This window comes from Achromobacter sp. Root83, assembly GCF_001428845.1.
In the GTDB taxonomy this organism is placed as follows: Bacteria; Pseudomonadota; Gammaproteobacteria; order Burkholderiales; family Burkholderiaceae_B; genus Achromobacter.
The window spans coordinates 1-25,341 of sequence record NZ_LMIU01000025.1 but is presented as its reverse complement, the minus strand read 5'-3'; the positions used below and the strand labels follow the sequence as shown (position 1 = coordinate 25,341).

At 66.1% G+C, this 25,341-nt stretch carries 28 protein-coding genes; 12 read left to right on the top strand and 16 right to left on the bottom strand.

The window, feature by feature from the left end:
* Nucleotides 1-62: 62 nt before the first annotated feature.
* Nucleotides 63-275 carry a hypothetical protein gene (locus tag ASE30_RS29060; RefSeq protein ID WP_156407746.1) on the bottom strand — a complete coding sequence of 71 codons (213 nt, stop codon included), beginning with the start codon at nucleotides 273-275 and terminating at the stop codon, nucleotides 63-65.
* Complete coding sequence (locus ASE30_RS23270; RefSeq protein ID WP_057286661.1) at nucleotides 272-1,033, bottom strand: hypothetical protein; 762 nt, start codon at nucleotides 1,031-1,033, stop codon at nucleotides 272-274. The genes ASE30_RS29060 and ASE30_RS23270 overlap by 4 nt, the downstream gene beginning before the upstream one ends.
* 213 nt (nucleotides 1,034-1,246) lie before the next feature.
* Between ASE30_RS23270 and ASE30_RS23265 the strand changes: the two genes are divergently transcribed.
* Both ASE30_RS23265 and ASE30_RS23260 read left to right on the top strand, forming a co-directional pair.
* The gene (locus ASE30_RS23265; RefSeq protein ID WP_057286660.1) at nucleotides 1,247-2,149 is read left to right on the top strand and encodes an aldose epimerase; all 903 of its coding nucleotides are present in this window, start codon (nucleotides 1,247-1,249) and stop codon (nucleotides 2,147-2,149) included.
* 87 nt (nucleotides 2,150-2,236) lie between these two features.
* Nucleotides 2,237-2,593, top strand: a complete 357-nt coding sequence (locus tag ASE30_RS23260) for a hypothetical protein (RefSeq protein ID WP_057286659.1) — start codon at nucleotides 2,237-2,239, stop codon at nucleotides 2,591-2,593.
* A gap of 26 nt (nucleotides 2,594-2,619) precedes the next feature.
* On the opposite strand, the gene ASE30_RS23255 is transcribed toward ASE30_RS23260, so the two are convergent.
* Both ASE30_RS23255 and ASE30_RS23250 read right to left on the bottom strand, forming a co-directional pair.
* Nucleotides 2,620-3,633: a zinc-binding alcohol dehydrogenase family protein gene (locus ASE30_RS23255; protein WP_057286658.1), complete on the bottom strand. Its 1,014-nt coding sequence runs from the start codon at nucleotides 3,631-3,633 to the stop codon at nucleotides 2,620-2,622.
* Between the two features lie 19 nt (nucleotides 3,634-3,652).
* The gene (locus ASE30_RS23250) at nucleotides 3,653-4,447 is read right to left on the bottom strand and encodes an SDR family NAD(P)-dependent oxidoreductase (protein WP_057286657.1); all 795 of its coding nucleotides are present in this window, start codon (nucleotides 4,445-4,447) and stop codon (nucleotides 3,653-3,655) included.
* A gap of 113 nt (nucleotides 4,448-4,560) precedes the next feature.
* Here ASE30_RS23250 and ASE30_RS23245 point away from each other — a divergent pair, with 113 nt between their 5' ends.
* Nucleotides 4,561-5,463 (top strand): LysR family transcriptional regulator, encoded by a 903-nt coding sequence (locus ASE30_RS23245; protein WP_057286656.1) that lies wholly within the window; start codon nucleotides 4,561-4,563, stop codon nucleotides 5,461-5,463.
* 32 nt (nucleotides 5,464-5,495) lie between these two features.
* Here ASE30_RS23245 and ASE30_RS23240 read toward each other — a convergent pair whose 3' ends face one another.
* The gene (locus ASE30_RS23240) at nucleotides 5,496-6,014 is read right to left on the bottom strand and encodes a DUF6496 domain-containing protein (RefSeq protein WP_057287035.1); all 519 of its coding nucleotides are present in this window, start codon (nucleotides 6,012-6,014) and stop codon (nucleotides 5,496-5,498) included.
* 195 nt (nucleotides 6,015-6,209) lie between these two features.
* Here ASE30_RS23240 and ASE30_RS23235 point away from each other — a divergent pair, with 195 nt between their 5' ends.
* Nucleotides 6,210-6,425, top strand: coding sequence for a dodecin (locus ASE30_RS23235; protein WP_057286655.1), 216 nt, complete (start codon nucleotides 6,210-6,212; stop codon nucleotides 6,423-6,425).
* A 706-nt stretch (nucleotides 6,426-7,131) separates the two neighbouring features.
* On the opposite strand, the gene ASE30_RS23230 is transcribed toward ASE30_RS23235, so the two are convergent.
* Nucleotides 7,132-7,686, bottom strand: coding sequence for an NADPH-dependent FMN reductase (locus tag ASE30_RS23230; RefSeq protein ID WP_057286654.1), 555 nt, complete (start codon nucleotides 7,684-7,686; stop codon nucleotides 7,132-7,134).
* A 126-nt stretch (nucleotides 7,687-7,812) separates the two neighbouring features.
* The gene (hpxZ, locus tag ASE30_RS23225) at nucleotides 7,813-8,187 is read right to left on the bottom strand and encodes an oxalurate catabolism protein HpxZ (RefSeq protein ID WP_057286653.1); all 375 of its coding nucleotides are present in this window, start codon (nucleotides 8,185-8,187) and stop codon (nucleotides 7,813-7,815) included.
* A 200-nt stretch (nucleotides 8,188-8,387) separates the two neighbouring features.
* Here hpxZ and ASE30_RS23220 point away from each other — a divergent pair, with 200 nt between their 5' ends.
* A complete protein-coding gene (locus ASE30_RS23220; protein WP_057286652.1) occupies nucleotides 8,388-8,939 on the top strand; it encodes an antibiotic biosynthesis monooxygenase in 552 nt (183 codons plus the stop codon).
* A gap of 45 nt (nucleotides 8,940-8,984) precedes the next feature.
* Here ASE30_RS23220 and ASE30_RS23215 read toward each other — a convergent pair whose 3' ends face one another.
* The 9 genes from ASE30_RS23215 to ASE30_RS23175 all read right to left on the bottom strand — a co-directional run bounded on the left by ASE30_RS23215 (nucleotide 8,985) and on the right by ASE30_RS23175 (nucleotide 17,160).
* Nucleotides 8,985-9,692, bottom strand: a complete 708-nt coding sequence (locus ASE30_RS23215; protein ID WP_057286651.1) for a GntR family transcriptional regulator — start codon at nucleotides 9,690-9,692, stop codon at nucleotides 8,985-8,987.
* A 66-nt stretch (nucleotides 9,693-9,758) separates the two neighbouring features.
* Nucleotides 9,759-11,147 (bottom strand): AtzE family amidohydrolase, encoded by a 1,389-nt coding sequence (locus ASE30_RS23210; RefSeq protein WP_057286650.1) that lies wholly within the window; start codon nucleotides 11,145-11,147, stop codon nucleotides 9,759-9,761.
* The gene (locus ASE30_RS23205; RefSeq protein WP_057286649.1) at nucleotides 11,144-11,326 is read right to left on the bottom strand and encodes a DUF4089 domain-containing protein; all 183 of its coding nucleotides are present in this window, start codon (nucleotides 11,324-11,326) and stop codon (nucleotides 11,144-11,146) included. Before ASE30_RS23205 ends, ASE30_RS23210 begins: the two co-directional genes overlap by 4 nt.
* 26 nt (nucleotides 11,327-11,352) lie before the next feature.
* Nucleotides 11,353-12,174 (bottom strand): ABC transporter ATP-binding protein, encoded by an 822-nt coding sequence (locus ASE30_RS23200; protein WP_057286648.1) that lies wholly within the window; start codon nucleotides 12,172-12,174, stop codon nucleotides 11,353-11,355.
* Nucleotides 12,174-12,995: an ABC transporter permease gene (locus tag ASE30_RS23195; protein ID WP_057286647.1), complete on the bottom strand. Its 822-nt coding sequence runs from the start codon at nucleotides 12,993-12,995 to the stop codon at nucleotides 12,174-12,176. The genes ASE30_RS23200 and ASE30_RS23195 overlap by 1 nt, the downstream gene beginning before the upstream one ends.
* 3 nt (nucleotides 12,996-12,998) lie before the next feature.
* Nucleotides 12,999-14,006, bottom strand: a complete 1,008-nt coding sequence (locus ASE30_RS23190) for an ABC transporter substrate-binding protein (RefSeq protein ID WP_057286646.1) — start codon at nucleotides 14,004-14,006, stop codon at nucleotides 12,999-13,001.
* A 278-nt stretch (nucleotides 14,007-14,284) separates the two neighbouring features.
* Complete coding sequence (locus tag ASE30_RS23185; protein ID WP_057286645.1) at nucleotides 14,285-15,244, bottom strand: tripartite tricarboxylate transporter substrate binding protein; 960 nt, start codon at nucleotides 15,242-15,244, stop codon at nucleotides 14,285-14,287.
* Nucleotides 15,245-15,326: 82 nt separating this feature from the next.
* Nucleotides 15,327-16,127 (bottom strand): class II aldolase/adducin family protein, encoded by an 801-nt coding sequence (locus ASE30_RS23180; RefSeq protein ID WP_057286644.1) that lies wholly within the window; start codon nucleotides 16,125-16,127, stop codon nucleotides 15,327-15,329.
* Between the two features lie 106 nt (nucleotides 16,128-16,233).
* The gene (locus ASE30_RS23175; RefSeq protein ID WP_057286643.1) at nucleotides 16,234-17,160 is read right to left on the bottom strand and encodes a LysR family transcriptional regulator; all 927 of its coding nucleotides are present in this window, start codon (nucleotides 17,158-17,160) and stop codon (nucleotides 16,234-16,236) included.
* Between the two features lie 202 nt (nucleotides 17,161-17,362).
* Here ASE30_RS23175 and ASE30_RS23170 point away from each other — a divergent pair, with 202 nt between their 5' ends.
* The 7 genes from ASE30_RS23170 to vgrG all read left to right on the top strand — a co-directional run.
* Nucleotides 17,363-18,661, top strand: coding sequence for an imelysin family protein (locus ASE30_RS23170; protein ID WP_057286642.1), 1,299 nt, complete (start codon nucleotides 17,363-17,365; stop codon nucleotides 18,659-18,661).
* On the top strand, nucleotides 18,658-20,175 hold the full coding sequence (locus ASE30_RS23165) for a di-heme oxidoredictase family protein (RefSeq protein WP_057286641.1): 1,518 nt from the start codon (nucleotides 18,658-18,660) through the stop codon (nucleotides 20,173-20,175). Before ASE30_RS23170 ends, ASE30_RS23165 begins: the two co-directional genes overlap by 4 nt.
* Entirely contained in the window at nucleotides 20,175-21,263 is a 1,089-nt protein-coding gene (locus ASE30_RS23160; protein WP_082601699.1) for an imelysin family protein, read from the top strand. Before ASE30_RS23165 ends, ASE30_RS23160 begins: the two co-directional genes overlap by 1 nt.
* The gene (locus tag ASE30_RS23155; RefSeq protein WP_057286640.1) at nucleotides 21,253-22,371 is read left to right on the top strand and encodes a DUF1513 domain-containing protein; all 1,119 of its coding nucleotides are present in this window, start codon (nucleotides 21,253-21,255) and stop codon (nucleotides 22,369-22,371) included. Before ASE30_RS23160 ends, ASE30_RS23155 begins: the two co-directional genes overlap by 11 nt.
* Before the next feature lie 107 nt (nucleotides 22,372-22,478).
* Complete coding sequence (locus ASE30_RS23150) at nucleotides 22,479-23,315, top strand: mechanosensitive ion channel family protein (protein ID WP_057286639.1); 837 nt, start codon at nucleotides 22,479-22,481, stop codon at nucleotides 23,313-23,315.
* Nucleotides 23,316-23,939: 624 nt separating this feature from the next.
* Nucleotides 23,940-25,205, top strand: a complete 1,266-nt coding sequence (locus ASE30_RS23145; RefSeq protein WP_057286638.1) for a contractile injection system protein, VgrG/Pvc8 family — start codon at nucleotides 23,940-23,942, stop codon at nucleotides 25,203-25,205.
* Nucleotides 25,094-25,341, top strand: a 248-nt coding sequence (gene vgrG / locus ASE30_RS29660) for a type VI secretion system tip protein VgrG (RefSeq protein WP_235515329.1), incomplete at its 3' end; no start/stop codon positions are given. The genes ASE30_RS23145 and vgrG, both read left to right, overlap by 112 nt.

Here is a 25,341-nt window from a genome sequence, read left to right as displayed (position 1 = left end):
ACGGGGGCGTTACGTGGGGCCAAAGAACAAACCCGCCGGGTAGGCGGGTTGTTTTGGCAAGACTAGATAACGGCGTCCGGCGCTTCGACGATATCCGGGTAATGCCCATCTTTGCGCGGAGTTCGCGCGGCGGATTCCATCTGTGCCCACATCTTGGCATCGACCGGGCGGGAATCTTTGAGCGACAACTTGAAGACGCGACCAGACGCCGCTTTTTCCGAAGACGGGGCGTGCTTGTGGGGGGGGCGTTTTGGGGGTGTAAGAATCTTGCTCATGAAAGTCTCCCGGAAGAGAGTTTTCTACGCATGTAGCGTAACAGTTTCCCCCATGATGCGCTGTGGGCGGTCAGGTCGAAGGTCATCAGGCGTTGGCTACCCAGACCCTCCCACCAGGCGACGTCGACGGCGAGAATGTCCTGAACACGGCCGCAATGCGCGAGGTGAGGAGCGTCGGCGATTTCGCCGGGATCCACAGGCGCATCGAAGCCCAGTTTCGGCCAGACCTTGTAACCAATGTAGCGGTTGCCGTGTCCGCGCCCGCCCGCTGCCACCAGCGATACCTGGGACAGGCCCGCCAGGTGGGCCGTTATCGCGCACAGAGAGAAGGCTATCGCACCAAGCGAGGCCGGCGTTTGATGCTTGTTCAAGAAGTAGTGATCCACATGAAGGGCGTCGATGAAAGGGCCGGAGTCGCCGCGCTGGTTTGTGTAGATGCCGAGCCGGTTCTTATGCGGACTCTGGATGACGTGATTGTTGATCACGGTGAAATACAGTCCGGGCGGTGCGTCCTGCACGGCATTCTTGACAGGTTGTTGATGGACACGGCTTCGGTCGAACACCGAGAACAGGTGTGCGAACTCGATTGTGGAGAGGGTGCCGAACGGCAGTTCAAAATGGTCGTTGGGAAGCAGTTCTATGCCATCGAAGCGGATGGCGGCGCCGTTGAAATAGGTACGAGCGATCGGGTGGGCAAGCAATTCCCGATGCATGGCCGCCAGGTGTGTCCGATAGAAGTCTGAAGGCTTGAGCGGCATGGTGGATGTCCATTCGCACACGGCATGACCGCGCGCTGAATTCGTGCCGATGATTGTATTGGGCGAGGTGGGAACTGCGGCGTGTGGGTGGATGGATGTAGCACTTGCCTTTTTTCCGCGCTCCCCGGCCCGCCGCCGAACTTGCAGTAGGCGCGCGCGGACGGGCACAATCGCACGTCGCGGCACCTTCGATGCCGCAGGAGCCTTGGAACCATGCCGGATATTGCCGTTCCCGCCGTGCTGGACGCCAGCGAGCGCGTTTGTATCGCCAGCGGCGCGCACCGGGCCGAGTTCGCGCCGGGCGGCGGCGGGCGGCTGACGCGGCTGTCCTCGGGCGCGCACGACTGGATCGTGCCGCTGACCGCCACCGAATGGCCGGCAGGCAAATGGCCGCGCGCCGGGTCCTATCCGCTGGCTCCGTATTCCAACCGCATCCGCGATGGCGTGTTCAGCTTCAACGGCGCCCGGCATGTCCTGCAGTCCGTGCCGGGCCGGCCGCAGGCGATCCATGGCGCGGGGCTGTTTCAGGCCTGGCAGGTGCGCAACCGGACCGAAGACAGCATCGACCTGGTGCTGAACCAGCCCGCGGGCGTGCTAGGCTGGCCCTGGCCGTTCGAATGCGTGCAGCGCTGGCGGCTGGACGGGCGGGGGCTGAGCCTGACGCTGGCCATCGCCAACCAGGGCGACACGCCCATGCCGTTCGGAATGGGCATCCATCCTTACTTCACGGCCCAGCGGGTGACGTTGCACGCGCGGCGCATCTGGCCGTCCGATGCCGCAGGCTTGCCCTCGGGCAGCCAGGTCGCGCACGTGCGCGAACTGCGCCAGTCCGCCGCGGGTTGCGACACCTACCTGTCGCAATGGGGAGGTCGCGCGGCCCTGCATTGGCCGGATGGCCACGAATTGGCGCTGCACGCGGATCCCGCGTTCGCGCACCTGGTCGTGTATACGGCGCCGGGCGCCGATTTTCTTTGCGTGGAGCCGGTCACCAACGTGGCGGATGCCTTCAATCTGGCGGCTGACGGCGATAGCCGGACCGGCATGCGGGTGTTGGCGCCCGGCGAGCGTTTCAGCGCAACCGCGTTGTTCGGGCTGATGCCGCCGCGCGGCGCGTGACGCGCTGGCGTGGCGCTGCATGCAGGGCTTGGTGCGCGCCGCGCGCTCCGGTGATAATCCGGTCAAACCAAGACTAGGAGTCCTTACGTGAAAAAGCTCAGCACCGAACAATTGCAGGCCGCGGCCGAGACGCTGCGCCGGGTGCAAGCGAAGCTGGCCCGCTCCGGCAACCTGCCGCTGGAGCCGACCATCTACGCCAGCGCGAAAGGGTTCCGCCGAAACGTGCCCGACTACCTGTGGTCATGGATGTCCGGCCTGCTGGCGCCGCACAAGAGCCTGTCGTCGTGGATGGACACGCATCAGCCGGGCTGGCGCGAAGGCAAGACGCCGGCCGCCGTGGTGTATGCCCGCACCGAGAATGGCTGGTTCGAGTGGCTGATCGCCGAACTGGAATCCGAGATCGGCGACCCGCACGCGCGCGCCAGGCGCGACGCGCGCGGCTGACGCCAGCCGCGCGTATTGCCTGATCCCTAGAACCCTTCCAGGACGATCTTGCCCCGCGCCTTGCCGCTTTCCAGGAACGCGTGGGCGCGGCGCAGGTTGTCGGCATTGATCTTGCCGTAGTGCTCTCCCAGCGTGGTGCGCAAGGTGCCGTTGTCGATGAGACGGGCCGCCTCGGTCAGGAGTTCGTGCTGGGCGATCAGGTCCGGCGTGCCGTGCAGCGGCCGCGCGAACATGAATTCCCAATGCAGCGAGGCCGACTTGCCCTTGAGCAGGCGCACGTCGATGGCGGCGGGGTCGTCGATGAGCGCGATCTTGCCTTGCGGGGCGATGGCTTCGGCCATCTGCGGGAAGTGCTTGTCGGTCTGGTTCAGGCCGGCGATGTAGCTGACCTGGCCGAAGCCGATGCGCTTGAGCTCATCGGTCAGCGGCTTGCCGTGGTCGATGACGTGATGCGCGCCCAGGTCGCGCACCCAGGCCTGCGTCTCGGGCCGCGAGGCCGTGCCGATCACGGTAAGTCCGGTCAGTTGGCGGGCCAGTTGCACCAGGATCGAGCCCACCCCGCCGGCCGCGCCGATGACCAGCAGGCTGCGCTGGCTGGGCGCGGCGTTGTCCAATACCCGCAGGCGGTCAAAGAGCAATTCCCATGCGGTGATGGTGGTGAGCGGCAGGGCGGCCGCCTGCGCGAAATCCAGGCTCTTGGGCATGTGGCCGACGATGCGCTCGTCCACGACGTGGCGTTCGCTGTTGGCCCCGGGGCGCGTCAGGGCGCCGGCATACCAGACGCGGTCGCCGGGCTTGAAGAGGCTGGTCCTGGGGCCGACGGCGCGCACGATGCCGGCGGCGTCCCAACCGATGATCTCGGGCTGCCCGTCCTTGGGCTTGCGGTTGGCGCGGATCTTGACGTCCACCGGGTTGACCGAGATGGCGTGCACGTCCACCAGCAGGTCATGGTCGCCCGGCGTGGGGTCGGCGACGGTGATGTCCTGCAGGGCTTCGGCGTTGTCGGCGGGCAGGTTCTTGAAGTAGGCGATGGCTTTCATGGAGGGACTCGGGTGCGGTTCAGATGATGGAGCGGACAACGCCGCCGTCCACGCGCAGCGCGGCGCCGTTGGTGGCGGAGGCTTGCGCGGAGCAGGTGTAGACCACCATGTTGGCCACTTCCTCGACTGTGGCCAGGCGGCGCAGCAGCGACGTGGGGCGGTGCTGGGCGATGAAGTCGCGCTCCATCTGCGCCTGGCTGACGCCCTGTTCCCTGGCCATTTCGGCGAAGAAGTCCGCTACGCCCTCCGAACGGGTAGGGCCGGGCAGCACGGCGTTCACCGTGACGCCGGTGCCGGCGGTCAACTCGGCCAGACCGCGCGACACGCCCAGCAGGGCTGTCTTGCTGACGCCGTAGTGGATCATTTCGGCGGGGATCTGCACGCCGGATTCGCTGGAGATGAAGACGATGCGGCCCCAGTTGGCGGCCATCATCCGCGGCAGGTAGTAGCGCGACAGGCGGATGCCGCTCATGACGTTGGTGTCCATCATGGTCTGCCAGTCGTCGTCCGTGATTTCCGTGAAGGACTTGGGTGCGAAATAGCCGGCGTTGTTGACCAGGATGTCGACGTCGGGATGCGCGGCGCATATCGAGGCGGCGCCATCCGCCGTTGCCACGTCGGCCTGCACGGTGCTGACCTGGGCGCCGGGCGCTTGCTGGGCGAGTGTCTGGGCGGCCTGAGCCAGCTTGTCCGCGTTGCGCCCGTGCAGCACCACCTGCGCGCCGGCCTCGGCCAAGCCGATGGCGATGGCCAGGCCGATGCCGCCGGACGACCCGGTGACCAACGCCTTCTTGCCCTTGAGTTCGATTTTCATGCGATGACTCCATGCGTGTCGGGGGAATAGCTGCATGATTACCTAGTCCGCGTCTGCGAAAAACGGGCTAGCATCGCAGGCAGTTTCAATATTTTTTTGAAAATGAGGCGGGAATGGTCCGATTCGAGGACTTGAGGATTTTCGTCGCGGCGGCGGATCTGGGCAGTTTTTCGGCGGCCGCGCGTGAACTGGACCTGACGCCGGCGGTGGCCAGCGCCGCGCTCAAGCGTCTGGAACTCGCGCTGGAGACGCGGCTGTTCGTCAGGTCCACGTGCAGCCTGCGCATGACCAGCGACGGCGAACGCTATCTGGAATATGCGCGGTCGGCCCTGTCCTCGCTGGAAGCCGGCAAGAACGCGATGGCGCGCGACAAGACGGATATTTCCGGCACCTTGTCCGTGTCCGTTCCGTCTGACCTGGGCCGGCATGTCCTGCTGCCCTGGCTGGATGAATTCCAGCAGCAGCATCCGCGCGTCAGCTTCCAGTTGCGCATCAGCGACCGCCTGGCCGACCTGTACCGCCAGCCCGTCGACATCGCCGTGCGCTACGGCACGCCGAACGATTCGGGACTGGTGGCGCTGCCGCTCGCCGAACACAACCGCCGCGTGGTCTGCGCGTCGCCCGCCTACCTGGCCCGTCATGGCGTGCCGCAGACGCCCGCGGACCTCCGCCGCCACAACTGCCTGTCCTTCGTGCTGGGCGAGACGCTGCACGACCGCTGGACGTTCGAGCGCGATGGCACGAGCCTTACCGTGCCCGTCAAGGGCGACCGTGTCGGTGACGACGGCGACCTGGTGCGCCGCTGGGCGCTGGCGGGGCATGGGGTGGCGTACAAGTCACGCTACGACGTGTTGACGGATCTGCGGGCTGGGCGGCTTGTCGAGGTGCTGGCGGGCTACGTCAGCGAGCCATCGCCGCTGTATCTGCTGTGCGTCCACCGCATGCTGCTGTCGCCGGCCGTCAGACGCCTGCGGGAGTTCCTGCAAGAGCGCTTCAAGGTCTTCGACGCCGGATAGCCGCAAGCGCCGTTACCCCCAGGCGCGTCCGCTCAATGCGCGGCGTGATGCTGACCGCCCGCCCGCTTGTTCGCCGCGCGCGTGCGCGCCGCCTTCTTGGCGGCTGCCGACCGGCCCGCCGCGCCCTTGGTGGCCGCGGCCTTCTTGGCGGCGGCCGAACGGTCGGCCGCCGAGCGCTTGCTGGCGGTCTTGCTGGCGTTGCGGGACAGTGCCGCGCCCGATACGGGCTTGGCGCTTTCTTTCTTCAAGGCCTTGGTGGCGGCCTTGGCGCGCGTGGCCGACTTGGCGTGGCCGTCATGGGCAGCGTGGCTGTCCTGCGCGGCTTTGCGCTTGGTGGCGGCGCTGGCCTTCTTGGGGGTGGCCAGCTTGACGCCGGCGCGGCGGGCCTTCGACAGGCCGATGGCGATCGCTTGCTTGGTGGACCGCACGCCGTGCTTGCCTTCGCGCACACGGTCGATCTCCTCGTGCACGAATTCTCCTGCCTGCGTGGATGCGGACTTGCCTTGGCGCTTGTCGCGCGCGGCGCGTTCCAGGGTTTTTCGTTCAGGCATGGTGGCCTCCTTTGCCATGCGTTGCAAAGCGCATTCCGCCACCGGATCCCGGGCGAGACCGTGGGACGGAACTCGTAACACCACTCTAGCGCCGTGAGGGTATCCTGTGTGTTCGAATGGATTGCCGGTCGTAAGCGCCGGAACAAGGCCAGCGCACCGACGGTTCACGACTCACCCCCTTAGCGGAGACGAGCTATGTCGAATCATGTCTACAAGCAAATCGAACTGGTGGGCTCTTCCACCAAGTCCACCGATGATGCAATCTCCCAAGCCATTGCGCGCGCGTCCGAAACCCTGCGCAACCTGGATTGGTTCGAGGTCACCGAGGTGCGTGGCCACATCAAGGACGGCAAGGTGGCGTACTGGCAGGTCGGAATGAAGATCGGCATGCGGCTGGAAGGGGACGAGTGATTCACGGTGCTGGTCATTTCGTGAGCGCCCCTTCCAAGTGATTGTCGGATAAGGCTTTTATCGACTTGTTGTCCGACTGTTCATAGGCTTGTCCACATTCCATGGGGACAAGCCTGTCCGATCTTTTCCAACGCCATGCGGGCCGGCTGGGCGCCGCGGCGTCGACGCGCCCCTGAGCGTTCCTTGAGCGCAGGCTCCAAGTCCTTGGCGCAGCAGGGTTTTTCGAGACTGCCCGCAGGCTGTCCTCAGGCTTATCCACATTTGGCGGGGACAACCTCGACCCCCGCGCAGGGTGTTTGAGCGTTTCTTGACCACCCCTTGCAGCGTGTTGATATGGAAGGGGATTTTGGACCTGCCCTCATGCTGTCCTCATGCTTTTCCACAGAAGGCGGGGACAAATCCACAGAAGGCGTCAATTCCCGGACTGGATTGGCCGAACGGGCCGGGGCCGGGCGGATAACTCCGCCAAAACTCATCCAAAAGCACGATTGCGCATTTTTTGACCGGGCCATGCAAGTGCTTGGCGGGTAAGGGGATTTTGGGGCTGCCCCAAAGCTGTCCTCACCTTTCTCCACAGTTGAAGGGGATAAGTTCCCGCGCCGCGAAAAAAAAGCCCCCCGACGTATCGGGGGGCTTGATCGCCCGGAGGTAGAGCGGGCGATCGGCGCCGGTCCGGGGTGGCGCCCCGAACCGGCGTCGGCGGCAATCAGGCATTCATTTTCTTGACCCAGGCCACATAGCGGTCGACCCATCCTTGCAGGAACTTGCGGGTGCCTTCGTTGGTGATGTTGAACTGATCATCGACCAGGCCTTCGGTGTATTGCAGGAACACTTCCGGCGTGCTGAGCGTATTGGCGCCCTCGGCGGCCAGGATATTGCGCAGGTGCTGCTGCATCATCGCCGTGCCCGCGGCACTGGGCGAGGCGCCGACGATGCCCACGGCCTTGTCCGGCCACGAGTTCTGGCCCCACGGACGCGAACCCCAGTCGATGGCGTTCTTGATCGCGGCCGGCAACGAACGGTTGTGCTCGGGCGACACGAACAGGATGCCTTGCGCATCGGCGATCTGCTGCTTGAGCTTGGCGGCCGGCGCGGGCAGGTTGTTCTCGTTGTCCTGGTTGTAGAGGGGGATGTCGCCCAGGCTCACATAGTCGAACTTGAAGTCGGCCGGAACCAGCTTTTCCAGCGCACGGGCCAAGCGCAAATTGACCGAGGCAGCGCGCAGGCTTCCGACAAAAACCGCAATCTTGTATGTGCTCATGGGCGATGGCTCCAACGGGAAAAGGAACGGCCAGTGTAGACCCGGTCGGTGGCGGGCTCAATGCGCGATTGCGCATATTGTCATGTCCGGGCCGGGTGGTGAGTGTGGCGCGGACCGATGACAGTCTCATGTCATCAGGCTGACGTGGGCGGACACGACGCGCCAGCCTTCGGGGGTGCGCATCCAGGTCTGGCTCTGGCGGCCGATGCGTGCGCTGCCGTCCCGCTGGAATTCCAGATTGGCGGTGGCGAAGTCGCGGCCATAGGTGGTGATGGCGGTGCGCAGCACGCGGCGGGCCAAGCCCTGGGGCGAGCGGCCGGCGCGGAATTCGCGTATCGCGTCATAGCCGTACAGGTTCTCGCTGGCGCCATAGCGCAGGGTGTGCGGGCTGTTCCAGAACAGGGTGTCCAGCACGCTCACGTCGTTGGCGACCAGCGCCGCTTCGTAGCGCTCGAACGCCTCGGTCACTTCAGCCACGACTTCGGGCAGATTGATGTCCATTGCTTCATCTCCGTTCATGCACCAGGATGGTGCTTTTGTTGGGGTAATCACCGATATGGTGTGTGCAGCGGTGCGCGAATTGTCCGCCACGGTGGACTTGACGCGGCGATCGCCCGGGAAACGCCGCGTCGCGAAGCTGGCATGCGGCTTGCTAGGGTAAACACTGCATAACAAGCTGCACGCTGCCCAGGAGTTCCACCATGTCCAGTTCCGCTGTTTCGGCCCCGGTCACCATGCTGGTGACGCGGCACATCGCGCCCGAGCGCTATAGCGATTTTCTGTCCTGGATGCGCCAGGGTGAAATCCTGGCGGCGGGCTTTCCCGGCTTTCTCGGGTCCGGGGTGCTGCAACCGCCCGAAGGCGGCGACCAGTACCAGATCGTGCTGCGCTTTACCGACGCGGCCAGCCTGAACCGCTGGGAAAAATCCCTGCCGCGCCGCATGTGGCTGGAACGCGGAGCCAGCCTGGTGCGCGCCAGCCACGAACATCGGGTAAGCGGCACCGAGGGCTGGTTCGCGCCCAAAGCCAGTGCCGCGCCCAATGCCCCGCCGCGCTGGAAGCAGGCCGTCAGCATCTGGCTGGCCTATTTTCCGGTGCTGCTGGTGTTCTCTATCCTGGTCAGCGAGCACTTGAGCATCCTGCCGGTGTTCTGGCGCGTCCTGATCACCAGCGTGATCCTGACGCCCATCATGGTATTTGTCTGCATTCCCGTCATCTCGCGCGTGCTTCACCGCTGGCTGCGCGCGGGTTGAGGGTTCACGCCCGGGTCCAGGCCCGGCGCAGGACGCGGGCTGCTCTCACGCGGCTTTTGCGCGGCGTGTGGAATACAGCCGGTGCAGCGTGATCTTGCGCACCGCGTTCTGGCTGTCCTGGATATGGGTCCGCAGCAGCCCGGCCGCACGCGCGGCGTCGCGCGCGAGCACGGCGGTCAGGATCGCGCCATGCTCTTCATAGGTCTTGCCGATACGCTCCGGCTGCGTGAAATCCAGCCGGCGCACGATGCGGATGCGTTCCGTGGCGGCGCGATGCACGCGGGCGATCTCGGGGTTGCCCGCGGACGCCACCAGCTCGATATGAAAGCGCTCGTCCAGGTCGGCCAGCCACTCGCAATCGGTCGATTGTTCGCTTTCCTCCACCAGCCAGATATCCGCCAGATGCTGCAGCGCGCGCATCGGGTCGGGCCCCGCTTCGGGGGCGCATAGCGCATGCACGGCGGCCGTTTCCAGCACGCTGCGCAGCTCATAGAAATGATCCAGCGTGTTGAAGTCCAGCGGCTTGACCAGCCATCCGTTACGCTGCCGGACTTCCAGGTAGCCTTCGCGTTCCAGGCGGAATAGCGCCTCGCGAACGGGCGTCCGGCTGACCTGCAAGCGCTCGGCGATCTCGGTTTCGGTGAACCGGTCACCCGGCGCCAGCCGGAAATCCAGGATGTCGCGCTTCAACGCGCTGTACGCGCTGTCGGCCAGCGTGCGCGGCATATCGATGGCGGCGAAAGCGGTGTCCATGTCGTGGCCTTATGACGTTGCGGTACAGACGTGGCGCTACGGACCTGGCGGTCCGAGCGCGGCGGTTCAGATCGGGCGGGAATGCGCCGCGCCGGCCAGCTCCAGCACATGCGCGGCGCGCAGGCAGTCGGCTTCGCGCCAGGGCGCGCCGATCAACTGCACGCCCAGCGGCAGATGGCCGTCCTGCTCCAGTCCGGGCCAGGTCGGCGCCGTGCAGACGGGCAGGCCGATGGCGGAGACCGGCTGCGTCAGCAGTCCCATGCTGGCGCGCGCCGGCAGTTCCTTGCCGGCCAGCGTCAGCCAGTCGGCGCCGACCGGCGTGGCGGAGACGGGCGTGGCGGGGGCGATCAGCACGTCGTATCGTTCAAACAGCGCCAGCGCCTGGAGATACACGCGATGGCGGATGCGCTGCGCCTGCTGCACCCACGCCGCGGGCACCAGGCTGCCGGCCACGAGCCGGTCGCGCGAATGGGGTTCGTAGTAGTCGTAGTGGGTGACCAGCTTGCGGCGATGCAGCGCGCCGCCTTCGGCCGCGGTGATGATGAACGCGGCCGCCCGGGCCTGCGCTGCGCCCGGCAGTTCGACGATATCGGTGGCGTCCAGGGCACGCGCCGCGATTTCCACGGCGCGGCGGGCCTGGGGACCGGCCCATTCCGAAAAGTAGCCGCCCAGCACCGCCACGCGCAATGCGCCGGCGCCGTCGGAGAGCGTGGGCAGCACCGGCGCGCACGCCCGCTGCGCGCAGGCAACGTCGTCGGCATCGGGGCCCTGAAGCGCGTCGTAGGCGGCGGCCAGGTCGCTGGCGCTGGCCGCGAACGGACCCAGGTGATCCAGACTGCCGACGAAGGGAAAGGACCCGGTGCGCGGCAGCCGCCCGTAGGTGGGCTTCAGGCCGAACACGCCGCACAGCGAGGCCGGCACGCGGATCGATCCGTTGGTGTCCGAACCCAGCGTCAGCGGCACCATGCCGGCGGCCACGGCGGCGGCGCTGCCGCCGGACGAACCGCCTGCGATACGGCTGATGTCGTGCGGATTGCGGCACGCGCCGTAATGCGTGTTCTCGGTGGTGAAGCCGTAGGCGTGTTCGTCCATGTTCAGCGCGCCGATCAGCACCGCGCCCGCTGCCCGCATGCGCTCGACCAACGCCGCATCGCGGCGCGCGGGCGGATTGGACGCATTGACCCGCCCGCCGGCCAGCGTGACTTCGTCGGCGATATCGAACAGGTTTTTCACGGCGTAAGGGACGCCCGCCAGCGGCGGCAGCGCTTCGCCGCGAGCTCGACGCGCATCGATCGCGGCAGCCTCCAGCCGCGCCCGGCTTTCGGTGACGGCGGTGAAACAGTTGTAGCGCGGGTCGCGTTCGCGCACGCGCGCCAGGGTGGCGTCGAGCACCGCCGTCGCGGTGCGTTCGCCGCTGCGGATCTGGCGCGCGATGTCGTGGGCGGGGCCGCTCACGGGCGGAACACCGAGGCGGATTCCAGTTCGACGGGCAACGGCTCGTCCACGAAGTTCGCGGCAATGTCGTGGATGCGGGAGAACTGGCGCACGACTTCCGCCGTGGTGGCCTCGCGCAGGGCGTACCCCGACAGCGCCAGCGCGCTGCGCACGTATTGATCGATGGTTTCCTGGGTCATGGGACTCTCCCGGTGCACTCAAAGGGTTACTTGCGCACTTCGCGCTGGAAGATTTCCAGGCTCAGTTTCTTCATCTGGATGAAGCTGGGTTCGGACAGCGTGTCCACCGTGCGCGGGCGAATGTCGCCGTAGTCCAGGATCTCCGCGACACGGGTGGGCCGCTTGGTCAGCAGCAGCACCTGGTCGGCCAGGTAGACGGCCTCTTCCAGATCGTGCGAGACCAGCAGCATGGTGGTGCCGGTCTGCATGAAGACCTCTTGCAGCTTTTCGCGGATGAACAGCGTCATCTCGAAGTCCAGGGCGGAAAACGGCTCGTCCAGGAACAGCACCTCGGGTCCGGGCGCCAGCGCGCGCATGATGGACGCTGTCTGCTGCTGCCCGCCGGACAGCTCGTAGGGATAGCGGTTCAGGTCGAACTTGACGTCGAACGACGCGACCAGTTCTTCGACCCGCGCATCCACCTCGGCCTTGCCGCGGCCTTCCAGGCGCAGCGGGTAGGCGATGTTGTCGATGGTGCGCAGCCACGGGAACATGGCTTCGCGGTAGTTCTGGAAGACATAGCCGATCTTGGTCTGCGCCAGCGATTTTCCGTCGAACAGGATCTCGCCGGCGTCGATCGGGATGAGTCCGGCGATCATGTTGATCAGCGTGGACTTGCCGCAGCCGTTGGGCCCGAACACCGAGACGATCTTGCCCTTGGGGATGTCCAGATTGAAGTCTTCGTACAGCGGCCAGCCCGCGAAGTACTTGGTCAGCCCGCGGATCGTGATGTGCGTGCCCAGCGGACCAGGCGCGAAGGGCGCGCTGGCGGGGCCGGGCGCGATGACGGGATTGATGACGGTGGGCATTATCGGCCGCTCCAATGGACCACGCGCTTTTCCAGCACAAGAAAGAGAATGTTCAGCACATAGCCCAGCGCGCCGGCCGCCAGAATGGCGGCGTACATCTCGCGCACGTTCAAGACCTGCTGCGCATTGATGATGCGATTGCCCAGCCCGCTGTCCGAGCCGATGAACATTTCGGCCACGATCACGATGACCAGCGCCATCGACACGCCGCTGCGCAGGCCCACGAAGGTGGGCTGCATGCTTTCCCAGATCAGCACGTCCTTGAAGATCTGCCAGCGCGAGGCGCCCATGACGCGGGCCGCCATGACACGCTGCTTGCGCGCGTTGATCACGCCATAGGCGCTGTTGAACAGGATCACCAGCACGGCCGCGAACGCGGCGATGGCGATCTTGTTCATGTCGGTCACGCCGAAGATCATCAGGAACAGCGGGATCAGCGCGGAAGAGGGCGTCGACCGGAAGAAATCGATCAGGAACTCCACGCTGCGATAGGCTTTTTCGTTGCTGCCGAGCAGCACGCCCAGCGGCACGCCGATCACGCCCGCGATCAGAAAGGCCTGCAAGGTGCGGTTCAACGAGGACAGGAAGTCGCCCAGCAGCGGACCGCCCGCCATGCCCTTCATCAGCGCGACGACGGTGGCGCTGGGCGTGGGCAGCAGCACGGGGCTGACCAGTTGCAGGCGCACGACCAGGTCCCACACCACGAACAGGGCCAGCGGGCCGATCAGCGGCAGCAGGCGCGAGGCGTCGAACCGGCGGGGCGGTTTCGACGCGGGGGCGCCGGCGGCCGAGGCGATGGTGCTTGCGGTGGTTGCGCTCATGGCTCAGCCCTTGTAAAGCATGGCCGGCACGTCGACCTTCTGCGCGAAAATGCCCTTCTCGGTGAAGAGGTCGAAGAATTTCTGAAAGTACTGGATGTCGCTGGGCGTGAACTCGTTATAGAGCGTGTACGCGGCCAGCGGCACTTCCTCGGTCATCGGGCCTTCGATGGCGGTATAGCCCTTCATGAAGGGTCGCGCCTCTTGCGGCTTCGTGCGGATCAGTTCAATGCCGCGCGCGTAGGCGGCAATGAATTTCCGGCTTTCTTCCGGATGCTTTTTCAGGAAGGCGGTGGTCAGCGACGCCGATCCGCCGAACCACGGCGCCATGGGATCGCCCAGCACGTACTTGGCGATCACGCCGGTTTCCAGCACGCGGGTGGTGCCGTTCAGGCGGCCCACCGTGCCCGTGGGCTCCAGCGTGTAGCACGCATCCAACTGGCCGGCGGCAACCGCGGCGACGTGCTGGCTGATCGCCAGCTCGACCACGGTTGCTCCGGTTGCGCCGGCGCGCTCCAGTACTGCCTTGGCCAGCGTGGAATTCTGGATGCCGGGTCCAGATCCGACCTTTTTCCCCTTGAGGTCTGCTATGGATTTGATGGGACTGTCTTTCGCGACGATGAACTCGTCCAGCACGTTCTTGGCGTTGCTGGGATTGGACGCAAAAATCTTGAACAGCCCGGGCGAGGCGATTTCGCCGATGGCCAGGTTGGCCGAGCCCGTGCCGTTGGCGCTGCCGTCCGCGCGGCCGGCCAGCATGGCTTCCATGACCTGCTGCGCGCCGGCGAACTTCAGCGGCTCGACGTTCAGGCCGGCTTCCTTGAAATAGCCCTTTTCGATCGCCGCGTAAAAGGGCAGGCCGGCCGCGACGGGCCAGAAGCCGATGCGGATGACCGGACCGGATTGCGCGCGGGCCAGTGCCGGCGCCGCCAGCGTCGCGGCGCCCATCGCTGCCCCCTGGATCAGCCGGCGGCGGGTGGCGTTGAAGGCATAGGACGCGTTGCGGTTGATCATGGGGAACTCCTGGTCTGCGAGATGAGTGGCGCTTGTGGACAAGCTTGCATACCAGTCATCAAGCAAAACCCGTGCCAACTTCTGCACGACCGCGTCTTCCTATGACACGCCAGGCCGCCGCGCGTCAGCCCGGTGCCTCGATGATCCACTTTGGTGCATGGCGCACCAATCAAGGGGACATAACCCCGGGGCGCCCGCCGTGACGAAGGCGTGGGGCGCATGAATGGCGAAGTCCCCGCTGCGTTGCCGCTGCGGGGACTGGTTTGGACGGATGCGCCTCAGTGGGCCTGGGGATCGAACTGCTTCACCAGCACTGCCCACTTGTCATGTTCGCGCTTGATGAAGGCGGCGAATTGCCCGGGCGTGCCGCCGACCGGCTCGGCGCCCTCTCGCAGCATCTGTTCATTGAGCGCGGGCAGGGTGGCGTTGACCTCGCGGTTCACGGTGTCCACGATCTGTTGCGGCGTGCCCTTGGGGGCGAAGAAGCCGAACCATGACCCCGCGTCGAAGCCCGGATAACCGGATTCGGCAATGGTGGGCAGGTCCGGCAGGGTGGCGGAGCGCTGCGACGTGCTGACCGCCAGGGCCCGCAGTTTGCCTGAACGGATGTGGCCGATCACCGACGGGATGGTGGCGAACATGAAGTCGATGCGGCCGGCGAGCAGATCGTTGACCGCGTCCGCGCCCTTGTACGGCACATGCGTGGCGTTCACGTTCAGCTCGTCCATCAGCATGTAGCTGGACAGGTGCGAGGACGTGCCCACGCCCGTGGAGCTGTAGTTGAGCTGGCGCGCGGTCTTCACATATTTGAGGAAGCCCTGGATGTCCTTGGCGGGCGAGGACGGGGGCACCACCAGCACATTGGGCACGGTGGCGATCTGCACCATCGGAACCAGATCGGTCAGAGGGTCGTACGGCAGCTTGTTCAAGGTGGGGTTGACGGCGATCGGGCCGACCGAGTTGACGATCAGCGTGTGGCCGTCGGGCGCGGCGCGCACCACGAATTCGGTGCCTATGTTGCCGCCCGCGCCGGGCTTGTTTTCCACGACGAAGGGCTGGCCCAGCTTCTGCGTCAGCGTGTGGGTGACGCTGCGGGTCAGCGTGTCGGTGGTGCCGCCGGGCGAGAACGCCACGATGACCTTCACCGGCCGGTCCGGATAGTCCGCGGCCAGGGCCGGCGGGGCCGCACAGGCGCCAGCCAGCGCCGCGGATACGAGCAAGGCTCGGGCAGTGTTCATGTTGTCTCCTCGCGTGGTTATCGTCGTGTCATCGATGGCGCCGTGCCGCCACGCCGGCCGGCGCCTGGAAATGCGGAAGGGGTCAGTCTCGGTATCCCGGATCCAGCCGGTCCAGCTTGCGCAGCAGCGCGGGCCACTCCATCACGCCGTAGGGCCGGCGCGTTCCGGGCTGATAGTTGTTCCAGGTTTCCTCGAGCACCGGCGCGGCCACGGCCTGCAGGGGTGCGCCCGTCGCCATCGCCGCCAGCTGTGACCGGCACGCCAGTTCCAGCCGGTGCATCCAGTTGAACGCTTCGCCCACGGTGCGCCCCACGGTCAGCGCGCCATGGTTGCGCAGGATGAGGGCCTCGCCTTTGCCCAGGTCCTGCAGCAGCGAGGCCTGCTCGTCCGTGCCGAGCACCACGCCCTGATAGTCGTGGTAGCCGATCTTCAGGAAGCGCATCGCGGTTTGCGTCAGGGGCAGCAGCCCGCATTCCAGCGACGACACGGCCATCGACGCCCAGCTATGCGTATGGATGACGCAATCCACTTCGTGCCGGTGGGCATGCACCGCGCTGTGGATCACATAGCCGGCCTTGTTGATGCCGTAATCGAGCTCGCCGAAATCGGGTTTGGCGAGGATGGTGCCGTCCACGTCGACCTTGATCAGGCTGGATGCCGTGATTTCCTCGTACATCATTCCGTAGGGGTTGATCAGGAAGGCGTTGTCCTCGCCCGGCACGCGGGCCGAGATATGGTTGGCCATCATGTCGGCCATGCCGTAGATCTCGACCAGCCGGTAACAGGCAGCGAGGTCCACGCGGGCCTGCCATTCCTGGTCGGAGCAATGCGGCCGCATGGAGGAAATGCCCAGATGCCCGGGGCGTGGCGTAGGAATAGTCATCGGAATTCGTGAAGGTCGGTCGCCACCGCACAGCGCCATGGCTTGATGCAGATCAATTTATCCGTAGATAAAGCGGCCAGCTAGGCATGCCCGGGGCATGGGGGCATCACGAATCCAGAAGGGTTGCGCCGGGCCAGCCGCCGTGGCGGACGAGGGCGCGCATGACGTCCAGCAGCACGACGCGCGCCGCCAGGGCGGCGGGCGACAGTTCGTCGTCGCTGATGCAATAGATCTGGTTGCGGCGAAAGAGGAAGGGGTCGTCGATCGGGTGCATGCTGAGCACGCCGGACTCCACGCGGGCCACGGCGGCGCCGGGCTGGATCGTTGCGATCGGGTTGGACTGCACCAGGTCCATCAACGTGGTCAGCCCGTCCACCTCGACGCCGATCCACGGTTCGATGCCGGCGCGTTCGAACGCGGCTTCGACCCAGGCGCGCAGTCCGTGCGCCTTGCTGGTGACGGCCAGCGGCAATCCCGCCAGTTGCTCCATGCGCGCGGGTTCGCCGTCGGGCAGCGCAAGCATGCCCCGCGGGGCCAGCAGGAACAGCCTTTCGTCCAGCACGGGCACCACGCTGCGGCCCTGCGCGCTGTCGTTCTGAAACAGCACGGCCAGATCCAGGCGCCGGGCATTGAGCAGGTCGCCCAGGTTGCCGGACAGCCCCTCGACCAGATGCAGGCGCACATTCGGATAACGCTCGGCCATCGCGGCGTAGAACGGGCGGGCCAGGAGCGACGCGGTGGTCGGGGCGAACCCGATGCTCACGGTGCCGGCCAGACGCGCCTCGCGCGCGGCCGCCATCGCGTTTTCCGCGTGCCGCAGCGTCAATTGCGCCTGGCGCAGGAAGGCCGTGCCGGCCGGCGTGGGCGTCACGCCGGTGGGGCTGCGTGTCAGCAGCCGTGTCGCCAGCTCGCTTTCCAGCCGGCTGATCTGCTGGCTGAGCGCCGAGGCGACCACGCCCAGGTCGCGCGCGGCGCGGCCGATGCTGCCCAGTTCGGCGACGCGGACAAAATAGCGGAGTTGACGGAGTTCCATGGCGGGCGGCGGGAAAGGGGAAAGGAGGCCTGCAGGGCCGATTTCTGCTTCGCCGCAGCATACTTTTCTATTCAAAAAAATGTCAGCTATCTGAATTCCTCCTGAATATCAAACGAAAATTGTTTACACTCGCATCCACAAAATTTGTAGTCGGGAAGGTCCGCCGCGGGGGCGGATCCGTTCCAATCACAGGAGAAAGTCGATGCGCAAGTTGCTATTGGGTGCGGTGCTGGCCGCCACGGTGTACGGCGGAACGGCGCATGCCGCCGTCGAGCCGCGCGCCGTGGTCGCCACTTATTCGGACCTGGCGCTGGCGGGCTACGAAGATTCGCTGGCCGCCGCCAAGAAGCTGCGTGACGCCATCGACGCCCTGGTCGCCAAGCCCAGCGCCGAGACGCTGAAGGCCGCGCGCGAAGCGTGGATCGTGGCTCGCGTGCCCTATCAGCAGACCGAGGCCTACCGCTTCGGCAACCCCATCGTCGACGACTGGGAAGGCCGCGTGAACGCCTGGCCGCTGGATGAGGGCCTGATCGACTATGTCGACGCGTCCTACGGCACCGACAATGATCAGAATGCCTATTACGCCGTCAACGTCATCGCCAACTCCAAGATTTCGGTGGGCGGGAAGACGGTCGACGTCAGCAAGATCACGCCCAAGCTGCTGTCCGAAGTGCTGCACGAGGCCGACGGCAACGAAGCCAACGTGGCCACGGGCTACCACGCCATCGAATTCCTGCTGTGGGGCCAGGACCTGAACGGCACTGGCGCGGCGCCCGCCGACCGCAAGGGCACGCCGCAGGAGCGGCATTCGGGCAACCGTCCGCACACGGACTTCGATCCCAAGCAATGCACGGGCGGCCACTGCGAGCGCCGTATTGAATTCCTGAAGGCGGTGACCGATTTGCTGGTGAATGATCTGGAAGAAATGGCGGGCAACTGGAAGAAGGAAGGCGCCGCGCGCAAGGCCGTCGAGGAAGATCCCAAGGCGGGCCTGATCGCCATGCTGACCGGGCTGGGCAGCCTGTCGTACGGCGAACTGGCGGGCGAGCGCATGAAACTGGGCCTGATGCTGCACGATCCCGAGGAAGAGCACGATTGCTTCTCGGACAACACGCACAACTCGCACTATTACGACCAGATCGGCATACGCAACGTGTACCTGGGTACGTACACCCGCATCGACGGCAAGAAGGTCTCGGGCGCGAGCCTGTCCGAGCTGGTGAAGGCCAAGGACGCCAAGCTGGACGCCGAAGTGCGCGCCAAGCTGGACGCCACGGTCGCGGCCATGCAAGCCATGAAGACGCGCGCCGAAACCGTCGAGACCTACGACCAGATGATCGCGGACGGCAACAAGGAAGGCAATGCGGTGGTGCAGGCCGCCATCGACCGCCTGGTCGACCAGACCCGCAGCCTGGAGCGGGTGATCACGCTGCTGGAATTGGGCAAGGTCGCCATCGAAGGTTCCGACAGCCTGGATAAACCCGACGCCGTATTCAAGTGAAACTCGTATTAGCCGCCGTACTGGCGGCGTCGGCCCACGCCGGCGCCGCTGCTTCACCCGCAGGGACTGCCGGGCGTGACGACCTGACGCCCGAAGATCGTAAGCGCGTCACCGCCATCACCGCGCCCACGCGGGATTTCTCCAAGGTGGAAACCTTCGAGACCATGCAGGCAGGCGCCGCCACCACCAACAAGTTCATCAACGCCGATATCTTTTCGCAGCCGTCGGCCAACATGAGCTTTGAAGGACGCCAGGAGTTCCAGGTCGGCAACGGCCTGTTCCGCAAGGACTGGGTGTCCGCCCCTGCGTCCACGCAGGCGTCCGATGGGCTGGGGCCGCTGTTCAACGCGCGCTCCTGCCAGGCCTGCCATACCAAGGACGGCCGCGGCACGGTGCCCGGGTTCGACCCCTTGGAGCGCACGGACGCGGTGGCGCTGCTGCTGCGCCTGGCGGTGCCGCCCGGCGCCGACCGGGGCCACCCCAAACTGGGAGCCGCGGAAATCGCGTCCCTGCCAGAACCCGTCTATGGCGTGCAGCTACAGAATTTCGCGGTGGCCGGCCTGCCCGTCGAAGGCCGCATGGAGATCGAGTACGAACCCGTGCCGGTAGCCTTGAATGGTGGCGAAACCGCGACGCTGATGGCGCCCACGTACCGCATCGAGAACCTGGGCTACGGCCCCATGCGCGCCGACACGCAGATATCTCCGCGGCTGGCGCCGCCCATGATAGGGCTGGGCCTTCTGGAATCGATCCACGAGGCCGACATCCTGGCCAACGTGGGCGCGGACAAGCGCGATGGGATCGTGGGCAAGGCCAACTGGGTCACCGACGCGCGCACCGGCGCCCGCGTGCTGGGCCGTTTCAACCTGAAGGCTGGCCAGCCCACGGTAGAGCAGCAGAGCGCCGCCGCCTTCTCCAATGACATGGGGCTGTCCACGCCCCTGTTCCCCAAGCATTCCGGCGACTGCACCCCCGCGCAGAAGCAGTGCCTGGACATGCCGAACGGCGCGCAGCCGCGCTTCGGCCCGGAGGAAGTGCCGGCGAAACTGATGGACTTCGTCACCATCTATTCCACCAATCTGGCGGTGCCGCAGCGGCGTGACGCCGACGACGCGCGCGTGCTGGCCGGCAAGAAGCTGTTCTACGAAGCGAATTGCGTCGCCTGCCACGTGCCCAAGTACGTGACCAGCCGCGACGCCAAACAGCCCGAGCATCGCTTCCAGCTCATCTGGCCTTACACCGACATGCTGGTGCACGACATGGGCGATGGTCTGGCCGACGGCGTGACCGACGGGCTGGCCAACGGCCGCGAATGGCGCACCCCGCCGCTGTGGGGCATCGGCCTGACCAAGACCGTGAATCCCAATGCCACCTGGTTGCATGACGGGCGCGCCCGCAGCCTGCTGGAAGCCGTGCTGTGGCACGGCGGCGCGGCCCAGCCGGCGCGCGACCGCGTCGTGGCCATGACGCCCGAAGAGCGCGCGGACCTGATCCGCTTCCTGGAGTCCTTGTAATGGTCCGACAAGCCAAGCGTGTGTTCATGAAGGCCGCGCTCGCGGCGCTGATGGTGGCGGTTCCGCTAGCCGCGCGGGCCGAACTGCCCGCCGACCTGGGCGAGCGTCTGGCGCGCGACTACGCACGGCCCGCGGTGGCGAAGATGACGGATGCCGCCGCGGCCCTGGACGCGGCCCTGGGCGGCTGGTGCGCCAAGCCCGACGCGGCGGGCGCCGCGCGCGTCGGCGAGGCGTTCGCGACGCTGGCGCAAGCCTGGTCCGGCGTGGAGATCCTGCGCTTCGGACCGTTGGTGCAAGCCAATCGCTTCGAGCGCCTGGCCTTCTGGCCCGACACGCGCGGCGTCATGCCCAAGCAGGTGCAGGCGCTGATCGCGGCCAAGGACGACGCGCTGCTCAAGCCCGGTGCCTTGGCCGGACGCAGCGTGGCGGTGCAAGGGCTGCCGGCCCTGGAGTACGTGCTGTACGGCGACTCGGGCCTGCTCAAGCAGAGCAGCGGACCCGGATTCGCCTACGCTTGCGGCTATGCCCGCGCCGTCTCCGCCAACGTCGCGGCGATCTCTCGCGACCTGGGCGAGGCCTGGAGCAGCCAAGGGGACTTTGGCCGGCAATTCGCCAAACCCCAGTCCGGCAATGACCTGTATCGCAACCCACAGGAAGTGGCGGCCGAGGCCATGAAAGCCTTGTCCACCGGATTGCAGTTCGCGCGCGACGTGAAGATCGTGCCGGTGCTGGGCGACACGCCCGGAGCCGCGCGGCCCAAGCGGGCGGCGTTCTGGCGCAGCAATTTGTCCACGGGCTTGCTCGCGGCCAACCTGGACGGCCTGCGGGCCTTCTATGAGGCGGGGGGCTATCCCTTGCCGGCGGGCGGCGAATGGATGGACGCATCCGTGCGCGGCGAACTGAACGCCGCCGCGCAAACGCTGCGCGCCGTGCCGGTCCCGCTGGACCAGGCACTGGCGGGCGAAGAAGGGCGCCGCCTGTTGCTTCTGGCCTCGCTGACGATCAAGAACGCCAAGGCCATCGTCGATCAGGACCTGGCGCCGGCCCTGGGCGTCACCATCGGATTCAATGCGCTCGATGGAGATTGACCGCCGCCGCTTCCTGGCTTTGGCGGCCGCGCTGGGGCTGACGCCCGGCGCGGCGCGGGCCGCCTTGGCCACCGGGGACGGGCCGCTGTACCTGAGCGCGCGCAAGCGCGGCGGACGCGATGAGGCGGTGCTGCTGGACGGGACGGGCCGCGACCGGCTGGCGATCCCCATGCCGTCGCGGGGCCACAGCTTTGCGATCGATCCCGTCGCGCGCCGCGCCGTGGTGTTCGGCCGCCAGCCGGGTTTCTTCGCCCTGGGGTTTTCCTTTCACGGCGGCGAGCCCGTGGCGCTGCCGCTGCACGAAGAACGGCATTTCTTCGGCCACGGCGCCTTTGTGGACGGCGGCCGCCTGCTGGCCGCCACCGAAAACGATTTCGAGGCGGGGCGCGGCGTGCTCGGCCTGTACGACGCCACGCCCGGCGGCGCGTACCGGCGTGTGGGCGAATTCGACACCGGCGGCATTGGGCCGCACGAGGTCATATTGATGCCGGACGGCAAGACGCTGTGCGTCGCCAATGGCGGCATCCTGACCCATCCCGATTACGGCAAGCTGGAACTGAACCTGGACACGATGCGTCCGTCCCTGGCCTATATCGACGCGGCCAGCGGCGAACTGCTGGAAAGAGCCGAATTGGCGCCGGCGCTGCATCGCCTGTCGATCCGGCACCTGGCGCTGGCGGGCGATGGCGCGGTATGGTTCGGCTGCCAGTACATGGGGCCGGCAGCCGATCGTCCGGCCCTGGTGGGCAGGCACAGGCGCGGCGCCCGGCTGGAACTGTTCGAAGGTCCGCCCGAGACGCTGCGCAACATGCGCAACTACGTCGGGTCGGTGAGCGTAGACGCCTCGGGCGGCATCGTCGCCACCTCCAGCCCCGTGGGCGGACAGGTGATCTACTGGGACGCCGGCAGCGGACGCTGCCTGGGCACCACCGCGCTGGCCGACGGCTGTGGCGTGGCGCCAGCCGCGCAAGGGGGCTTCCTGGTCAGCAGCGGACTGGGGGCGATGCTGCGCACGGACGCCGAGGGGCAGGAATCGCCGGTGCTGGCGCCGTCGCGCGAGATGTCCTGGGACAACCACTTCCGCGTGGTTCCCGCCCAGGCCGCCTGACGCGCCAGGGAGGGGCTTTACAAAGCCTGACACAACGGGGCCGCTGCGCGGCCCTTCGTGCGTTCTTCATCTGCTAAAGTTTTCGGTTGTTTTTTGCTGGAGGTTCCATGGAAGAAGCCTTGAAAGAAATTAACGTCTGGGCCCCCAGACTGATGGATATGGGCGTCAACCTGCTCGTCGCCCTGCTGATCCTGGTCATCGGCTGGTGGGTCTCGTCCATGCTCGGCAACTGGGTGCGCCGTGCCGCGACGCGCTCCAGCAAGGTCGATCCCACCATCGTGCCCATGTTCTACAGCACGGTGGTCTGGGCGGTGCGGATCTTCACGGTGATCGCGGTGCTGGCGCGCTTCGGCGTGCAGACGGCCAGCCTGATCGCGGTGCTGGGCGCCGCCGGCCTGGCCGTGGGTCTGGCCTTGCAGGGTACGCTGCAGAACATCGCGGCGGGCATCATGCTGCTGATGCTGCGCCCCATCCGGGCGGGCGAATACATCGCGCTGAGCTCCGGCGCGGACGGCACGGTGGAAGAGGTCGGCCTGTTCCTGACGCGCCTGATCCAGGGCGATGGCATTCATCTGACGCTGCCCAACAGCACCGTCTGGAACGCCACCATCACCAACTACAGCCGCAACAAGACGCGCCGCCTGGATATCCCCGTGCCTGTCCGCTATGGCGATGACCTGGATGCGGTAGTGGCCAAGCTGCAGCAGATCGTGGATTCGCGTCCCGATGCGTTGATGGATCCGGCGCCGCAGGTGAAGGTGTTCGACTACAAGGAAAACGGCGTCATCGTGAACGTGCGCGTCTGGGCCGAATCCAGCAAGTACTGGGACTTGCGCTGGGGCCTGTACCAGCAGATCCGCAGTTCGCTGGAAGAAGCGGGTTTTCAGCCCCCGATTCCCTTGCGCGAAATCCAGAATCCCAAAACTGGAGCGGCGGCGACCTGATATCGGGACTGCCCCGTCGGGAATTTGCAATGAGGCGCCCAGCGGCGCCTCATTTTTTTTGCGGGCGTAGACCAGCCGGCACGCGCACCGAACGGAGGGTTGTGTGCTGGCTGCGCAGCGGCCCGTGGTGTCGAGTATGCGATCAATCTATACCGTCATTCCGTATTCGACTTAGGGGGAACAGATAACTCCTGAATAAACTTGCGTCGGCAATCGGCGGTAGCGGTGGCACACAAACATTGATCAATCCGGGTCGGTCGCCGCAGAAGAAGGTGGGTAGGGTCCAGGAAAAGCGCAATGATCCGTGCAGTCGCCGGCAAGGCTGCTTCATACGGAGTGCGAAGGTCGTTGAAAACTTGATTCGACCTGCGCCCTTGACTCCCACTTTCGAATAAATCTTAAGGTCGAAAGCGCTGGCTTTGGCAGATACTTGCCGCCGAGAAACGTCATTCGCCGTGGCCGCTTGTTTTTCCCATGCAGCCGAAACGCCTTCTTCCGTTGTTCCGGTTGTTCAGGATGTGGATATGCCCCGTTTATCCGATGTGCGGTTTACCTTTGTGCCGTCCGCCGCGGGCGCGGACTTCGAGGTGCTNTTCCGTTGTTCCGGTTGTTCAGGATGTGGATATGCCCCGTTTATCCGATGTGCGGTTTACCTTTGTGCCGTCCGCCGCGGGCGCGGACTTCGAGGTGCTCGAATTCACGCTCGATGAAGCCTTGTCCGAGACCTTCGTACTGCGCGTGGAATTATCGAGCTTCGATCCGGCGGTGGACTTTGGCGCGATGCTGGATCAACCGGCGCTGTTCACGATCTGGCGCGGCGAAGCACCGGTGCGACACGTCCATGGCGTGGTTTCCAGCTTCGAGCAGGGCGACACCGGCTTTAGAAGGACGCGTTACCGCGCCGTGGTGGAACCGGCGTTGGCGCGTGCCGGCCTGTGTTCCGATTGGCGCATCTTCCAGCAGCGGTCGGTGCCCGAGATCCTTGAGCAGATCATCAAGTCGCACGGCATCACGGACTACGAACAGGTCACGACCAACCCGCACCTGCCGCGCGAGTATTGCGTGCAGGCTGGAGAAACCGATCTGGCGTTTCTGGCCCGCCTGGCCTACGAACAGGTCACGACCAACCCGCACCTGCCGCGCGAGTATTGCGTGCAGGCTGGAGAAACCGATCTGGCGTTTCTGGCCCGCCTGGCGGCCGAAGAGGGGTTCTTCTACCGCTATGCGCACACGGACAAGGGCCATCGGCTGATCCACGGCGACCGGATCTATGTCCACGGCGCGATCGAAGGCGGGCCGGTTGAATACAACCCGTCGCCCGGCGGCGACCAGCCGGCGCCCGTGCTGCGGCGGTTCACCTACGCCGAGCAGGTCCGCACGGCGCGCCAGACGCAGCGCGACTACACCTACACGCATCCCCAGTACGACCAGGAGCATACGCCGGTCGCTACCGACCTGGATCATCAGGACCCGCGATACGAGCGCTATGACTACCCCGGCCGCTACAAGCGCGACGAGGCGGGCAAACCATTCACGCGGAGCCGTTTGCTGGGACTGCGCCGCGACGCCCGCATGGCGCGAGTGGAAGGCGACGACGCGCGCCTCGTTCCCGGCGTGGCCTTCGACCTGACCGGTCACCCCCGCGAGGACTGGAACCACGGCTGGCGCCCTGTGCGCATGCGGCACCATGGCGTGCAGCACACGAGTCAGCAAGAGGAAGCGGCCGATGCCTCGCAGGCACGCAATACCGCTACACCGCCGACATCGTGCCCGACCGCGTGGACTGGAAGCCCGAACCCGCCGCCAAGCCGCGCATCGACGGCCCGCAGATCGCTTCAGTGGTGGGCCCGGCCAATGAAGAGATCTATTGCGACGAGTTCGGGCGCGTAAAGGTCCAGTTCCCCTGGGATAGGTTAGGCAAGCACGACGAACACAGCTCGTGCTGGATCCGCGTGTCGCAGAACTGGGCGGGCGCGGCCTGGGGCCACATGGCGATCCCGCGCATCGGGCAGGAAGTGATCGTCAA